General features: G+C 63.2%; 17 protein-coding genes. 7 read left to right on the forward strand and 10 right to left on the reverse strand.

Annotated features, from left to right (window positions below; translation table 11 throughout):
* Positions 1-113 precede the first annotated feature (113 nt).
* Positions 114-1,166 (reverse strand): cardiolipin synthase ClsB, encoded by a 1,053-nt coding sequence (locus tag FBR05_03380; GenBank protein ID MDL1871227.1) that lies wholly within the window; start codon positions 1,164-1,166, stop codon positions 114-116.
* 117 nt (positions 1,167-1,283) lie between these two features.
* Here FBR05_03380 and FBR05_03385 point away from each other — a divergent pair, with 117 nt between their 5' ends.
* Positions 1,284-2,165: a hypothetical protein gene (locus FBR05_03385; protein ID MDL1871228.1), complete on the forward strand. Its 882-nt coding sequence runs from the start codon at positions 1,284-1,286 to the stop codon at positions 2,163-2,165.
* On the opposite strand, the gene FBR05_03390 is transcribed toward FBR05_03385, so the two are convergent.
* Together FBR05_03390 and FBR05_03395 are read right to left on the reverse strand one after the other, a co-directional pair.
* Positions 2,137-2,634: an MEKHLA domain-containing protein gene (locus FBR05_03390; GenBank protein ID MDL1871229.1), complete on the reverse strand. Its 498-nt coding sequence runs from the start codon at positions 2,632-2,634 to the stop codon at positions 2,137-2,139. The two genes, FBR05_03385 and FBR05_03390, sit on opposite strands and share 29 nt — an antisense overlap.
* Positions 2,601-3,068 (reverse strand): Rieske (2Fe-2S) protein, encoded by a 468-nt coding sequence (locus tag FBR05_03395; protein ID MDL1871230.1) that lies wholly within the window; start codon positions 3,066-3,068, stop codon positions 2,601-2,603. Before FBR05_03395 ends, FBR05_03390 begins: the two co-directional genes overlap by 34 nt.
* A gap of 47 nt (positions 3,069-3,115) precedes the next feature.
* Between FBR05_03395 and FBR05_03400 the strand changes: the two genes are divergently transcribed.
* Positions 3,116-3,979 carry an alpha/beta hydrolase gene (locus tag FBR05_03400; protein ID MDL1871231.1) on the forward strand — a complete coding sequence of 288 codons (864 nt, stop codon included), beginning with the start codon at positions 3,116-3,118 and terminating at the stop codon, positions 3,977-3,979.
* A 10-nt stretch (positions 3,980-3,989) separates the two neighbouring features.
* On the opposite strand, the gene FBR05_03405 is transcribed toward FBR05_03400, so the two are convergent.
* Genes FBR05_03405 through FBR05_03435 form a run of 7 tightly spaced genes read right to left on the reverse strand, consistent with a single transcriptional unit; the run spans position 3,990 to position 10,059 of the window.
* Positions 3,990-4,322, reverse strand: coding sequence for an SUF system Fe-S cluster assembly protein (locus FBR05_03405; GenBank protein ID MDL1871232.1), 333 nt, complete (start codon positions 4,320-4,322; stop codon positions 3,990-3,992).
* On the reverse strand, positions 4,297-4,785 hold the full coding sequence (locus FBR05_03410; protein ID MDL1871233.1) for an SUF system NifU family Fe-S cluster assembly protein: 489 nt from the start codon (positions 4,783-4,785) through the stop codon (positions 4,297-4,299). The genes FBR05_03405 and FBR05_03410 overlap by 26 nt, the downstream gene beginning before the upstream one ends.
* A gap of 10 nt (positions 4,786-4,795) precedes the next feature.
* Complete coding sequence (locus FBR05_03415; GenBank protein ID MDL1871234.1) at positions 4,796-6,064, reverse strand: cysteine desulfurase; 1,269 nt, start codon at positions 6,062-6,064, stop codon at positions 4,796-4,798.
* Entirely contained in the window at positions 6,061-7,368 is a 1,308-nt protein-coding gene (sufD, locus tag FBR05_03420) for a Fe-S cluster assembly protein SufD (protein MDL1871235.1), read from the reverse strand. The genes FBR05_03415 and sufD overlap by 4 nt, the downstream gene beginning before the upstream one ends.
* A 3-nt stretch (positions 7,369-7,371) precedes the next feature.
* Positions 7,372-8,136, reverse strand: coding sequence for a Fe-S cluster assembly ATPase SufC (gene sufC / locus FBR05_03425; protein MDL1871236.1), 765 nt, complete (start codon positions 8,134-8,136; stop codon positions 7,372-7,374).
* 37 nt (positions 8,137-8,173) lie between these two features.
* The gene (gene sufB / locus FBR05_03430) at positions 8,174-9,619 is read right to left on the reverse strand and encodes a Fe-S cluster assembly protein SufB (protein ID MDL1871237.1); all 1,446 of its coding nucleotides are present in this window, start codon (positions 9,617-9,619) and stop codon (positions 8,174-8,176) included.
* Positions 9,616-10,059, reverse strand: coding sequence for an Rrf2 family transcriptional regulator (locus FBR05_03435; protein MDL1871238.1), 444 nt, complete (start codon positions 10,057-10,059; stop codon positions 9,616-9,618). The genes sufB and FBR05_03435 overlap by 4 nt, the downstream gene beginning before the upstream one ends.
* A 290-nt stretch (positions 10,060-10,349) precedes the next feature.
* Here FBR05_03435 and FBR05_03440 point away from each other — a divergent pair, with 290 nt between their 5' ends.
* From FBR05_03440 to FBR05_03460, 5 genes are all read left to right on the forward strand, one after another.
* On the forward strand, positions 10,350-10,970 hold the full coding sequence (locus FBR05_03440) for a superoxide dismutase (protein MDL1871239.1): 621 nt from the start codon (positions 10,350-10,352) through the stop codon (positions 10,968-10,970).
* A 99-nt stretch (positions 10,971-11,069) separates the two neighbouring features.
* The gene (locus FBR05_03445; GenBank protein MDL1871240.1) at positions 11,070-11,804 is read left to right on the forward strand and encodes a glycosyltransferase family 2 protein; all 735 of its coding nucleotides are present in this window, start codon (positions 11,070-11,072) and stop codon (positions 11,802-11,804) included.
* A gap of 6 nt (positions 11,805-11,810) precedes the next feature.
* A complete protein-coding gene (locus FBR05_03450; GenBank protein ID MDL1871241.1) occupies positions 11,811-12,230 on the forward strand; it encodes a hypothetical protein in 420 nt (139 codons plus the stop codon).
* On the forward strand, positions 12,227-13,675 hold the full coding sequence (locus tag FBR05_03455) for a hypothetical protein (GenBank protein ID MDL1871242.1): 1,449 nt from the start codon (positions 12,227-12,229) through the stop codon (positions 13,673-13,675). The genes FBR05_03450 and FBR05_03455 overlap by 4 nt, the downstream gene beginning before the upstream one ends.
* Before the next feature lie 108 nt (positions 13,676-13,783).
* Positions 13,784-14,641, forward strand: a complete 858-nt coding sequence (locus FBR05_03460) for a GNAT family N-acetyltransferase (protein MDL1871243.1) — start codon at positions 13,784-13,786, stop codon at positions 14,639-14,641.
* Positions 14,642-14,905: the final 264 nt, after the last annotated feature.

Here is a 14,905-nt window from a genome sequence, read left to right on the forward strand (position 1 = left end):
CCCTTTTGCGGGATCCTGCTCTGCGCCGTCCTGCTCGCCAACTTCGGCTGGGACGCGGTGGCGCGCAGCGGAATCCTATTGGGTTTGGGGTTTTTGGTCTGGGCCCTGCAGCGCTACAGCCAGGCGCGGAAGGCGTAGAAGAACTGCTCCCGGAACCGCGCCCAGCGGGAGCGGCGGCGCCATTCGTCCGCCTGAATCTCCCGGGATTGCGCGAGATCCGCCTCGAATTGTCGGGATAAAATTTCCGCTGCCTCGACGTCCACCCCGATCAGATTGACCTCCAGGTTGTGCAGGAAGCTCAAATGGTCGATGTTGGCGCTGCCCACCGTGAACCAACGCCCGTCGACGACGGCGCTCTTGGCGTGGAGGATGCGCGGCCGGTACTCGAAAATCCTCGCGCCGGCCTTCAGCAGCTTGGCGTAGACCGCCTCCGAGGCCCACTTCGCGACGGGGACGTCGCTCGTCCCCGCCGTCAAGATTCGCACCGATACGCCACGCCCCGCCATCTTGCGCAGGGCCCGAAGCATGCCCAAATCCGGCACGAAATAGGCATTGGTGATGTCGATGCGCTCGCGGGCGCGCAGGACGGCGCGCAGGTACTCGTGGCGGATCAGGCCCATGCGGCGCATCCCGTAGCTCGGCACGATATGCAGGCCGCTCAGCTCCTCCCCGCGGCGTCGCCGGCGCCTGCGGGCCAGCTCGCGCATCTCGGGGTGGCGCTTCTCCCATTCGATCTCGAATTGCGCCGCCAGCTCGGCGACCAAGTCCGGCTCCTCGAGCCGGACCCCCGTGTCGCGCCAATCCACGTCCATGAGGTTGAAGCCGCCCAGGAAGCCGACGCGGCCGTCGGCCAGGAGGACCTTGCGGTGGTTGCGGCGGCGCAGGTTTCTCGGCAGGGGAAAGGCGGGGTTGTACTCCTGCAACCGCACCCCGTTTTCCTCCAGCATGATCCAGAGCTGCTCGGCCGTCCCCTTGCAGCCGATGCTGTCGTAGAGCACCCGGACGCGCAGGCCCTCCTGGGCCTTGCGCGCCAGCCGCTCGGCGAAGTCCCAGCCCACCGCGTCGCTGGCGAAGATATACATCTCGAGGTCGAGGCTGCGCCTCGCTTCCGCGATGGCCTGGCGAAGGGCGGCGAGGTATTTTTGGCCTTCAAAGTAAAATTCCAAGATTGTGGCCTTTGCAGAAAATAAGTAACATTCCAAGCACCTTTCTCATCCGGTCTTAGCGATAAAGACTGCATAGGGGTTGGAAAATCTTCACTACTTGATTATCCGGGAGCCACCATGACGCGCCGCTTCATCTCCGTCCTTTCCCTATTGGCGATCCTTCAAATTTCGGCCTGTTCCGGCCAATCGGGGGGCGCCCCCGGGGAAGACGGAGGCCTAACGGCGGCCGGCGGCGAAGGGACGCAGGTCGCCTTGGGCGACGGCGTCAAAGCCGGAGAGGGCGGCGAGAATCCCGGTGCCGGTAGCGGAAATGCCGATCCCAACACCCCGGGGCTGCAGCCAGCCAATCCCAGCAACCCTACCGTCACCTTCACCCCGGGCGGCCTGGGCTTGGCGCAGCCGTCTCTCCAAGTCTCGCCGAACCTGCTTGCTGGGATCAACGTGGATTCGGTCCTGACCATTCCTTACTGGCTTTGCCAGGCCCACAGCAACCAGCGCTGGTCCGGGCCCAAAGACGCCGACACGATCTATCTCTCCGAATCCGTCCAATACTGCGCCGTGTCCTTGCCGCCGGGCGCCAAAATCAAGGGCGTCGACCTTTACTTCTATCCGCTGGACAGCAACAGCAATTTCGCGGATCTCAACAGCGAGCAGGGGGTCTGGTCGGCCTTCGCCATGCAAGCCTTGTCCACCGCGACGGGCGCGCAGTGGCGGTCGATCGTGAAGGGCGCGCGGCTTTCCGTCACGGGCTCCGCTTACAAGATCGAAGAAATTCCGGGCTGCTCCGTGGAAGCGGTTTACAGCCTGGAATCCCAGGAAAAACCCCGTGCGATGACCTGCGAGACGGTCGTTCCGCCGAACGGCCAGGTCTTTTTTCGGGTGGAAAATCGCATCAAAACCAAAGATGAAAATTTCTTGAAATCCTTCCCTCCTTCTTGGACCGGCGTCCTTCCTCCCCCGACCTTCGCGGTCATGGCGGTGAAGTACTCGCTGAAGTAGGCGCGGCCTCGAGATAGACCCAGGAACCGAAGGCCGCGGCTTGGCCGCAATATGCGCCGGAGGCGTCGAGCAGGTTCCAAACCCGCGCCCCAGAGATGCGAAACCGCCGTCCGCCCTTCGAAACGCGAACGCCGGAGTAGTCGTCGATGAAACCGTGTTCGGTAACCCGGGCGAGCAGGCGGGCGCGCTCCTCGCGATTGGGCTCCTCGGCGGTGAGCCGCGAGGGGGTGCGGGTGAATTCTTCCCAGTCCATCTCCCAAAGCTCCAAAGCCTTGCGGTTGCCGTAATTCAGGACGGGGTCCGGCCCCAAGCCGTGGGCCACCACCGCGAAGGGGGCCGCGTCGAGGCGCTCCCGCCAGGCCTCGGGACCGCCCTCCCTATCGACCAGTTCCTCGCCGAACCAGCGCCGGTAGCTGTCGAGCAGGGTCTCGAGGTTCACAGGGAACCTCGCGATTCGACGACCACCCAAAGGTCCTCCCCCTCGGCCTCCACGGGGAAGCTGCGGACCGTCAGGTCCGGGGTGGCGTGGCCGCAGTGACCGATCTTCACGCAATGCCCGTCGCGGATGTCGAATTGCCAGTTGTGCGAGGTGCACATCACCGTGTAACGCGAGACGAGCTGCGATTTGGAGAGCGGGTAATCGGCGTGCGGGCAGGCGTCTTTGATCGCGTAATACTCGTCGTCGACCCGGAACAGGGCGATGGTGAAGCGGTCCAGCGGGATCGCCTTGGCCTTGCCCGAGGGGATCTCGCCCTTCTTGCCGGCGTAGACCCGTCCGCCCTCGACGCGGGCCCGGAGCTTTTTCGGCACGTAGTCCACGCCGAAGGCGCCGTGGCCGATCAGGATGTCGCTCTGCGGGTCTTTATCGGGGGTCTTCTTATCCATAGCCTTTGAGAAAAGCATTTTGATCTTTGCTGGGCAAAGGGGCAAAATCAAACAAGTATCGAAAAATGGGAAGCAAAACGCCAGCGATTCGTTTTCGGAAAGGCTTATATGCGATATTGGCCCTTGGCGCCTTCCTCTCCCTTGCCTGCCTGGCCCAATGCCGCTGCCCGCGAGGTAAATCTATGAATCTCATCTTCCCCGGCGCCGACCGCCACCCCGAGGCCCCGCGCTTCGGGACCCCCTTGAACTTGAGCCTGGCGAGCGGCCGCTCGCTCTATCTCTTGATCGACAAGGAGATCGACCCCGCCCAGGCCAAGGCCGTGGTTCTCTATTTTCACGGCAATGCCGAGCTGGTCGAGGATCTCGACTACGTCCTGCCCTTCTTCCGCCGCGAGGCCTGGGTCACGGTGCTGGTGGAATTTCCCGGCTTCGGCCACCACCCCGGCAAGCCCGGCGAGGCGGCCTTCTACCAAACCGCCCTCGACGCCTACGACCAGGTGACGCGGGAAATATTCCCCGGCCTGCCGGTGATCGCGGCGGGCTGGTCCCTGGGGACGCCGGTGGCGACCTACCTGGCCGCCAAACGGGAGACGGCCCATTTGGTGTTGATTTCGGGGATGACCTCGATGCTGGAGGTGGCGCAGGGGCTCTATCCGATGACGCCGGACCTCTTCTTCAAGGACGCGGTCTTCGACACCCGGGAGTTCTGGCCTCAGGTCCGCGAACCGGTCACCCTGATCCACGGCGACGAGGACGAGTTGGTGCCGGTGTCAATGAGCCGGGACATGAAGAAATTCTGGGGCGAACAGGCGCGGCTGGTGGAGGTGCCGGAGGCGGGGCACAACGACATCTATTTGCGGGGCGCCGAGGCGATCAGGCGGGAATTGGAGCGGATCGCCGCCTCCGTGAATCGCCGCGGTCCTTCGTGAGGCAAGAGACCTAGAGGGGCACGTTGAGTTGAAGCTTCGCCGCCTCCGACATCCGGTCGGGGCCCCAGGGCGGCTCCCACACCAAGTCGACCTTGACCTCGCCGATCCCCTCGATCGCCTGGATCTTCGACTGCACCTCGCCGGGCAGGGATCCGGCCACGGGGCACATGGGGGAGGTCAGCGTCATCTGGATCCCCACGTTCTTGTTGTCGTCGATGTCGATCTTGTAGATCAGGCCCAGCTCGTAGATATTGACCGGGATCTCCGGGTCGTAGCAGGTGGCGAGGACGTCCAGGACCTTCTGCTCTAAAACGGTCTTATCGATGGGGGTGGTGCTGCTCATCGCCGGCCTCCTCCGCTTCGGTCGAGACGGTCTCGTCCTTCCCCTCCATCGCCGCGCGCAGGGTGTGCCAGGCGAGGCTCGCGCACTTGACGCGGGAGGGAAATTCGCAGACGCCGGAGAAGACCGCGAGCTTGCCCAAGCCCTCGGGGACGGGGCCGTGCGGCTTCCCGGTGACCATCTGGTGGAATTTTTCGAAAATCTGCTCGGCCTCGATCTTGGACTTTCCCTTCACCGCGCCCGTCATCATCGAGCTGGAGGCCTTCGAGATCGCGCAGCCCGAGCCGACGAAGGAGACGTCGTCGATCTTGTCGCCGTCCATCTTGAGGTAGACGGTGATCTGGTCGCCGCAGAGCGGGTTGTAGCCCTCGGCGTGGCGGTTGGCGCCCTCCAACTTCTTGTAGTTGCGGGGCTGCTTGTTGTGGTCGAGGATGACCTCTTGGTAGAGTTCTGAGAGTTCCGACATAGGAAATAAATTACCCGAATACGGACTTCACCTTGCGCAGGGCCCGCGCGAGGACGTCCAATTCTTCCTTCGTATTGTAAAAGGCCATCGAGGCGCGGGCCGTCGCCGGCAGGCCCAGGCGCTTCATCAAGGGCATGTTGCAGTGATGCCCCGTGCGGATCGCGACACCTTCCAAATCCAAGACCGTCCCGATGTCGTGGGGATGGATATCCTCCATCACGAAGGACAGGACGCTCGCCTTCTCCTTCGCCGTCCCGACCAAGCGCAGGCTGGGGATCTCTTGAAGCAGGCCGGTGCCGTACTCGAGGAGCGTATGCTCGTAGGCGGCCGCGCCGCCGAAGCAGATGCTGTTCAGGTAATCCACCGCCGCGCCCAGCCCGATGGTCCCGGCGATGTTGGGCGTGCCCGCCTCGAACTTGTAGGGAATCACGTTGTAGGTCGTCTTCTCGAAGGTCACCGCGCTGATCATGTCGCCGCCGCCCTGGTAGGGCGGCATCTTCTCGAGCAGGGCCGCCTTGGCGTAGAGCACGCCGATCCCGGTGGGACCGAAGAGCTTGTGCCCGGAGAAGACGAAGAAGTCGCAGTCCAGGGCCTGCACGTCGACCTTGAGGTGCGGCACCGACTGGGCACCGTCGATCAGGACCGGCACGCCCTTCGCGTGGGCCTTGTCGATCATCCACTTAATCGGGTTGATCGTGCCGAGGCCGTTCGAGACGTGGTTGACGGCGAGGATCTTGGTCTTCTCGGAGAGCAGCTTTTCGAACTCGTCGAGCAGCAGCTCGCCCGCGTCGTTGATGGGTATGACTTTCAACACGGCGCCGGTCCGCTCGCAGAGCATCTGCCAGGGCACGATGTTGGAGTGATGCTCGAGGTTGCTGATCAGGATCTCGTCGCCGGCCTTGAAATTTTTCAGTCCGTAGGTCATCGCGACCAGGTTGATCGCCTCGGTGGCGCCGCGCACGAAAACGATCTCGCGCGCCTCGCGCGCGTTGAGGAAGTGCTGGATCTTGCTGCGGGCGTGCTCGTACTCCTCGGTGGCCTTCTCGCTCAGCACGTGGACGCCGCGGTGGATGTTGGCGTTCTCCCGCTCGTAGTAGCGCTGGACGCGGTCGATGACGAGCTGGGGCTTTTGGCTGGTGGCCGCGTTGTCGAGGTAGACGAGCGGCTTGCCCTGGACGCTGGTGGCCAGGATCGGAAAGTCCTTGCGGATCCGATGGACGTCCCAGCCCAGGGCCGGGGCCGCGGGGGCGACGATCGGTTGGGTCGCGGCCTGGCTCATGCGGCGACCTCCTTGCCCGGCATCAGGCGGGCGAAGATCCATTGCTGAAGGCGCTCGCGCAGCGGCTCCTGCCGCATCAAGGCGACGACGTCGCTGGCGAAGGCGTAGGTCAAAATGCTTCGCGCCAGGGCGGCGTCGATGCCGCGCGAGCGCAGGTAGAAGACCTGGTTGGCGTCGAGACGCCCGATGGTGGCGCCGTGGTTGCACTTCACGTCGTTGGCGTAGATCTCGAGCAGCGGCTTGGTGTTGATCAGCGCGTCGTCCGAGAGGATCAAATTCTTGTTGCTCTGCTGCGAGCTGGTCTTCTGCGCGTCGGGGCGCACCAAGATGCGGCCGTTGAAGACGCCCTGCGACTTCCCGTCGAGGATGCCCTTGTAGAGCTCGGCGCTCGTGCAGTGCGGCTTGGCGTGATCGATATTGGTATGGTTGTCGACGTGCTGGCTCCCCGAGACCATATAGAGCCCGTTCAAGGTCGCGCCCGCGCCCTCGGCGCCCAAGACGGTGCCCAGATCGTTGCGGGCCAGGGCGGCGCCCAGCGAGAGGGAGTGCGAGGTGTACTGGCTGTCGCGGGACTGCTGGACGCCGATCGAAGCGATGTGAAAGGCGGACTCGCTCTCGCCCTGCAGCTTGATGTGCTCGATCACGGCGCCTTCGCCGGCGGCGATCTCGGTCACCGCGTTGGTGAAATAGGTCCCTTGGCCGACGTAGGTCTCGATCAGCGTGGCCTGGGACTGGGCCTCGGCCACCACCAGGACTCGCGGGTGCGAGACGACGGCCTGGCCGTTGCCGTGGGAGACGAAGAGCAGCTGAATCGGCTGCGGGAGGATCGTCCCCCGCGGCAAAAAGAGATAGGCGCCGTTCTGCAAGAAGGCGTCGTTCAGCGCGACGAAGGCGCGGCCCTGGCCCTCGACCTGCCGGCCCAGATGGGCCTCGAGGCTCGCGGCGTCCTCCTGGAGGGCCTGAGCCAGGCTCTTGCAGCGCACCCCGGCGGGCAAGCCGCTGATGTCCGAGAGGGCGGGATGGAAATGCCCGTTGAGGAAGACCAGCCGCGGCCCGGGCAGGACGCAGAAGGCCATGCGGTGCATCTCCTCGAGGGTGAAGCGCGCGACCTCCTTATCGCCGCCCAGCTGGAACTCGCGCGAGGCGATGGGCTCGACGGAGGTGTACTTCCACTCCTCCATGCGGCGGTTCGGAAAACCGAGGGCCGCGAAACGCTCGATGCCGGCTTGTCTCCGCTCGCGGAGGAAGGCCGGGGCCTTGGGGTCCAGCGAGCGCTCGTAGGCTTGTTGGTAGGAAGCGAGCATGGCTTAGGCCCCCACCGCCTTGGCATCCTTGCCCACGACCCAGCCGTAGCCGCGCTCTTCGAGGTGCTTGGCCAGCTCTTTGTCGCCGGAGGTGAGGATCTTGCCCCCGGAGAGGACGTGGACGAAGTCCGGTTCGATGTAATCCAGAAGCCGCTGGTAGTGCGTGACCAGGACGAAGGCGCGATTCGGGCTGCGCAGGGCATTCACGCCGTTGGCGACGATCTTGAGCGAGTCGATGTCGAGGCCCGAGTCGGTCTCGTCGAGCAGGCCGAGCTTGGGGTCGAGCATGGCCATCTGCAAAATTTCGTTGCGCTTCTTCTCGCCGCCCGAGAAGCCCTCGTTGACGCCGCGGTTGAGGAAGCCCGGATCCATCTGCAGGAGCTTCATCTTCTCCTTGACGAGCGCGAGAAAGTCCATCGCATCCAGCTCTTCGAGGCCGCGATGCTTGCGCACGGCGTTGAGCGCCGTCTTGAGGAAGTGGGCGTTGGTGACGCCGGGGATCTCGATGGGGTACTGGAAGGCCAGGAAGATCCCGGCGCGGGCGCGTTCTTCGACGTCGAGGTCGAGCAGGTTCTTGCCTTCATAGCGCACCTCCCCGGAGGTCACCTCGTAGTTGTCGCGCCCGGCGAGGACGTTGGCCAGGGTGCTCTTGCCCGAGCCGTTGGGGCCCATGATCGCGTGCACCTCGCCGGCGTTGACCGTGAGGTTGATCCCCTTGAGGATCTCCTTGTCCTCGACCTTGGCGTGGAGGTTTTTGATTTCGAGCAATGCCATAGTTTCCTCTTGCGGGGGCTCGCCCCAAAATTTAACCGACGGATCCTTCCAAGCTGACGCTCAGCAACTTCTGCGCCTCGACGGCGAATTCCATCGGCAATTCCTTGAAGACCTGCTTGCAAAAGCCGTTGACGATCATGTTGACCGCGTCTTCCTCCGAGATGCCGCGCTGCTTGCAGTAGAAGAGCTGGTCCTCGCCGATCTTGGAGGTGGTCGCCTCGTGCTCCATTTGGGCGGAGCTGTTCTTGATTTCGATGTAGGGGAAGGTGTGCGCGCCGCACTTGTCGCCCATCAGGAGCGAGTCGCACTGCGAGTAGTTGCGCGCGCCCTCGGCGCCCTTGTTGATCTTGACCAGGCCGCGGTAGGTGTTTTGCCCGTGGCCCGCCGAGATACCCTTCGAGACGATGGTGCTGCGGGTGTTCTTCCCGATGTGGATCATCTTCGTGCCGGTGTCGGCCTGCTGGTAGTTGTTGGTCACGGCCACCGAGTAGAACTCGCCCACCGAGTTGTCGCCCTGCAGGATGCAGCTGGGATACTTCCAGGTGATCGCCGAGCCGGTCTCGACCTGGGTCCAGGAGATCTTGCTGTTCTTTCCCGCGCACTTCCCGCGCTTGGTGACGAAGTTGTAGATGCCGCCCTTCCCTTCCTTGTCGCCGGGGTACCAGTTTTGCACCGTCGAGTACTTGATCTGCGCGTCGCCCAGGGCGACCAGCTCGACCACCGCGGCGTGCAGCTGGTTCTCGTCGCGCATCGGAGCGGTGCAACCCTCGAGGTAGCTGACGTAGGAGCCCTCGTCGGCGACGATCAGCGTGCGCTCGAACTGGCCCGTCTCGGAGGCGTTGATGCGGAAATAGGTGGAGAGCTCCATCGGGCAGCGCACGCCCTTCGGGATGTAGACGAAGGAGCCGTCGCTGAACACGGCCGAGTTGAGCGTGGCGAAATAGTTGTCGCTGTAGGGGACCACCGAGCCCAGGTATTTCTTCACCAAGTCGGGATGCTCCAACACCGCCTCGGAAAAAGAGCAGAAGATGATCCCCATCTCTTTGAGCTTGCCCTTGAAGGTGGTGCCGACCGAAACCGAGTCGAAGACCGCGTCGACCGCGACCCCGGTCAGGCGCTCCTGCTCGGCGAGCGAGATGCCCAGCTTGTTGAAGGTCTCGCGGATCTCGGGGTCGACCTCGTCGAGGCTCTTCGGCTTCACCTTCTGCTTGGGCGCGGAGTAGTAGTAGATGTCGTTGTAGTCGATCTTCGGGTAGCGCACGTTCTGCCAGGTGGGCTCCTGCATGGTCAGCCAATGGCGATAGGCGCGGAGCCGCCATTCGAGCATGAATTCGGGCTCGTTCTTTTTGGCGGAGATCAGGCGGACGATGTCCTCGTTCAGCCCCTTCGGGATGCGATCCTCGTCGATGGCCGTGACGAAGCCGTACTTGTATTCCTGCCCCGTGATTTCCTCGAGGGCCTGGTTGGTCTCGCTCATAGCGACTCCTGCAGGGCCGGCTTGGCCTGCTTGCTGGCCAGGTCGGCGACCGTGGTCTGGGCCAGCAGGTTGTAGATCTTGTAGTTCAATTCGTAAAAGGGCCCCTTGATCAGGCAGCCGTCCCATTGCGGGCAGGTGATCTTCTCGCCGTTGAAGCACTCGGCCACCGCGAAGGGCCCGTCGAAGATCTCGACGACATGGGCCACCGTGATGTCCCCGGGCGGCTTAGCCAGGACGTAGCCGCCCTTGGTCCCCTGGAAGGCCCGGATCACGCCGTGGGCGGCGAGGCGCTGCATCACCTTCGCCAAGAGGGGATAGGGGATGTGGCAGGACTGGGAGATCTCTCGGGTGCTGGTAACGGGCAGGGCCTGCCCTTCCTTGCGGATCATGTGCTCGATGGCGAGCAGGGCGTATTCGGTTTTTTTGTTAAAATGCAGCACAATTACGACCGTTTAGATCCATGAAAATGAATTAAATATTTGAAAATAATATTAATAAATTCAAATAGTTAAATTGTTTTTCCCTGTGGATATTCTTCTATATAAGACTAATTTAGTCTTATATAGACCTCCTCCCCTTATAACGGCCGTCCGGCGCCCTGTCAACGGGGTCGACGCTTTTTTCCGTAGGCTTCCGAGGAGGGACTTTCTAAAATTCCAGACCGCAGACATGCCCCCCCTCCGGGAAGGAAAGAGACAACCTTAGAACACCTTCATGGAAGGAGACGCGCATGAAGCCCAACGCCGCCTATCGTCCCAAGTCCTTTCCCCTCAGCGGGCTGAGAGGCATCTCGGACAAGACGCTCGAGACCCACTTCAAGCTCTACGAGGGCTACGTGAAACAGACCAACGAGCTGAACGAAAAGATCTCCGGGCTCCTCCGCCGCGGCCGCGTCGACCAGGACAAATTCCCCGACTATTCCGAGCTGAAACGACGGCTGGGCTTCGAGTACAACGGCATGGTCCTGCACGAGTATTACTTCGAAAACCTCAAACGGGACGCCGGGGGCGACCCAAAGAAGTCCTCGGCCTTTTACCGCCGCGCCACCGCCTCCTTCGGCGATTACGAGACCTGGAAGGCGGATTTCGTCGGCATCGGCAAGATGCGGGGCGTCGGCTGGGCGATCTGCTACGAGGACCCGGCGAGCGGCCGCCTGTCGAACCATTGGGTCAGCCTCCACGAGACGGGCAACATCGCCGGTTTTAGCCCCATCCTCGTGATGGACGTCTGGGAGCACGCCTTCCTCTTCGACTACAAGCCCGCCGAAAGGGGGAAATACATCGAGGCCTTCTTCGCCAATATTCGTTGGGACGCGGTCGATAAGCGCCTGGGCCGCGCCAAGGGGAGATAAGGCGGACGCCTGCGGACCTTGCGAGCCCCCCAATCGCCCATTGACAAAGCCTCGAAAAAAGGAAGAAAACCGGGCTTCCACCCCCAAGAAGGAAGCCCGATGCCCTTGACCGCCCGGGAAAAAGCCTTGTGCCTGGTGCCTTGCTTCAACGAGGCGGCCAACCTGCCGGAGCTGCTGCGCGAGCTTCAATCCCCGGCACTGCGCGGGCGCTGCGATCTCCTCTTGTTAGACGACGGCTCCCGCGACGAGACCGCCGAGCTCTTGGCAGGCTCCGGCCTTCCCGTGATCCGCCACCCCGCCAATTTGGGCTACGGCGCCGCGATCAAGAGCGGCCTGCGCTACGCGCGCGACCAGTGCTATCGCCACCTCGTCGTCTTTCCCGGCGACCGGCAACGCTCGATCGAGGACCTGCTGCGCCTGGTGCAAGAAATCGAGAGCGGCCCCATCGACTTAGTGGTCGGCAACAAACTGCACGCCCCCGTCTCGATTCCCTGGCGGCGCGCCCTCGGCAACCGTTTCTTCAGCCTCATGGCCCGCGCCCTCTGGCGGGCGCCCTTCCGCGACGTCCTCTCCGGCTTCAAGGCCTACCGCGTCGCCTCGGTGGCGCCCTTCCTCGAGCAGCTCCCCGACCGCTACGAATTCGACCTGGTCCTCTCCCTGTACTGCGGCAAGCTGGGGCTGACCGTGCGCGAGATCCCCGTCTCGGTGCGCTACCACGCCCATTCCACCAAGATGACCAGCGAGGTGGGCGTCGGCCTGAAGATGCTCAAGGCCGCGCTGAAGAGCTTCTACGGCAAGGCCGGCAAGCCCGCCGTCGTCCCGCTAGGAGATTAGCCCCGCATGGCCCGCAAGCCCGCCTACGTCAAATTAGGACTGCTCGTGCTGATCCTTCCCGCCCTCTACGCGACGCTCACGGCGCTGATCGAGTGGCGGCCCAAGACGCGGCGCTGGACCGGGATCGACTTCATCACCCAATTCGAGCGCCGGCTGCGGCCGCTGAAGACGGCCCTGCACGGCGAGGAGGCGGTCGGCTACCTGGGCGACCACTCCGACCCCAGCAACGGCGAGCTGCAGAAGAACTTCCAGCTCACGCAGTACATCTTGGCGCCGGCCATCGTCACCGACCGCAGGCCGACCCGCTACGTCGTGAGCGTGCTGCCGTGGACGCCACTGCTCGAGCAGGAGATGCGGCGACAGGGTCTGGTCTTGCTCAAGGACTTCGGCGAAGAGGTGCGGCTCTTCAAAAAGGAGGCGCCGTGAGCCTTCCTTTGGTGCTCTATCCTTTCGTCGCGCTCTCGCTGGGCCTCTTCGCCGCCAACCTCTTCTGGCCCCGCGACGACCTGAGGCCTTCGTCCTTGGCCCTGCGCCTGAGCCTCGGTGTCGGCCTGGGCCTGGCCCTTCTCTCCTTCCTGATGTTTTTTTGGCTGATGGCCGAGGGGCGCTGGAGCTCGCCCTTTAACTTATTGATGTGGGCCTCGCTGGCCTTGGGGCCGGCGGCCTTCTGGCTGCGGCGGCCGGCCGCGGCACCGGCGGCGGACGGCGCGCCGGGTTCGGAAGAGTTCGCGCCCATCGCCCGGGCCTATTTCTTTCTCGCGCTCGCGGCCGCGCTGGTGGTCTTCGTCTTCTATTTTTGGAAAAACCCCCACGGCAACTGGGACGCCTGGTCGCACTGGAACCTGCGCGCCCGCTTCGTGTTTTGGGGCGGCGAGAAGTGGGCCAACGCCCTGCACCCCGACTACTGGAACCCCCTGAATTATCCGCTGCTGTGGCCGATGGCGGTCTCCGCCGGCTGGGGCTTCGTCGGCGCCGAGTCGCGCTGGATCCCGGGATTGACCGCGATGCTCTTCGCGCTGGGCACCGTCGTGCTGCTGACCTCCGCCCTCGCGCGGACCCGCGGCAAGACCCAGGGCTACTTGGCGGGGATCCTCCTGCTGGGCACGCCGTTTTTTCTCACCCACGGCGTCTCGCAGTACTCGGACATCCCGCTGGCCTTCTTCTTCCTCGCGACCTTCGCGGCCGCCGCCCGCCATGACGCCGAGCCCTCGGGCTCGCCGCGCTTTCTGGTCCTCGCGGGGACGATGGCGGGGCTCGCGGCCTGGACGAAGAACGAGGGGCTGCTCTTCATCCTCTGCTTCTACGCCGCGCGCCTGGGCACGACGCTGCTGCGCTCGGGCTGGAGGCGCGCCCTGGCGGAGGCCCTGTGGCTGACGGCGGGCTTGCTGCCGGTGATGGCGGTGGTGCTCTACGTCAAGACGCAGCTCTATTCCTCGCCGCGCACGATCTTCGAGACCCGCGGCGTCCTCTACAACTTCGCGAACTTCACCAACCTCGAACGCTACCGAAAGATCCTCTCGGCCTACTGGCACACATTTTTCGGATTCGGGAAGTGGGGCCTAAGCCTCACCCTGCTGATGATCCCCTACGCCTTGTGGATGGGACGGACCGAGGCCAAGGCCGCGCGCTCGCCGGCCGCCGCGACGCTCTGGACGCTGCTCTTGATGGCCTGCGGTTACTTCGCCGTCTACTTGGCGACGCCGCACAATCTCGACTGGCACATCGGCACCTCGGTCGACCGCTTGTTTCTTTGTCTATGGCCCGGCTTTTTATTCGGTTATTTTTTGAGCGTACGCACGCCGGAAGAGGCCGTCCAGGGAGCCGAGGACGGCGCGCGCGCCCCTTCCCTTCTTCCCCAAACTCATCCGTAGAACCGGCGCGTCAGACTGAACAGCGCGACGGTCAGGGCCATTGCGGCCGAATAGACTTGGAAGTGCGGTCTTTATTAAGTTAGATAGATTCCAAAATAGAGAGGATTCATGGACATTCAATTACGCCCCGGGCAGGCCGAGGATGCCCAAGATTGCGGCAGGATTTGCTACGAAGCCTTCAAAAATATCGCTGAGCGACATGGTTTCCCCCCTGATTTTCCCTCAGTGGAGGCAGCAGTGGGCCTCCTTTCCAAGTTGTTCCAAATGCCGGGCTGTTTTTCCGTTGTCGCAGAGCGAGAAGGCCGGCCCGTAGGCAGCAATTTCCTTTGGGAGCTGTCAGAGGTTGCCGGCGTGGGCCCGATCACGGTGGATCCCAAGGCCCAGGACGCTGCTGTGGGGCGCCGCATGATGGAGTGGGTCCTGAAGCGGGCCGAAACGCAAGGGTTTCGGAGCGTTCGCCTGGTGCAAGCGGCCTATCACAACCGTTCACTTTCGCTTTATACCAAGCTGGGATTCGATGCGATGGAACCCCTATCGGTGATGAAAGGGGCCCCGCTAAAAAGGATCTTGCCGGGATTTACCGTCCGGCCGGCCGTGGAGGGAGATCTCGCGGCCTGCAACGCCTTGCATCGTGCCCTACATGGTTACGAACGTGAAGGTGAATTGCGCCACGCGATTTTTCAGGGCACGGCGCAAGTAGTGGAGAAGGCAGGGGAGGTCGCGGGTTATGCCACCGGGATAGGGTTTCTCGGCCATGCGGTGGCCGAGAACAACGATGCCCTTAAGGCCCTGATCGCGGCCGCGCCGGATTTCGGCATGGGAATCTTTCTCCTGCCGACCCGTAATGGGTCTTTACTGCGGTGGTGTCTCGATCAAGGCCTGAAGGTATCATTCCCCATGACCCTGATGAAGCGCGGATGGTATCAGGAGCCAACCGGTGCTTTTTTGCCTTCAGTATTGTATTAATTTTTCTTGCACCAATCGTAGGTGAACTTTCCTCACCCTTTGACCGGCCCTCGGACCCAGGGCGATTCGATATCGGAGAGAACCGACTCTTCCGGCCGGCGGTGCGCATAGCCGGGAAAGATCTCCTGCGGGAAAAACTGGTAGGCATCGCGGGACACATCGCCCGAGAGACGCAAGGGCGTGCCAGCCAAAGGGTATCATGATTTCTTGGAAGTTTTTCTGTTACTGCTCCCTACCCGTGGACGAAAATTGGACGATGGGTAC

The organism is Deltaproteobacteria bacterium PRO3 (assembly GCA_030263375.1).
Lineage (GTDB): Bacteria > UBA10199 > UBA10199 > DSSB01 > DSSB01 > DSSB01.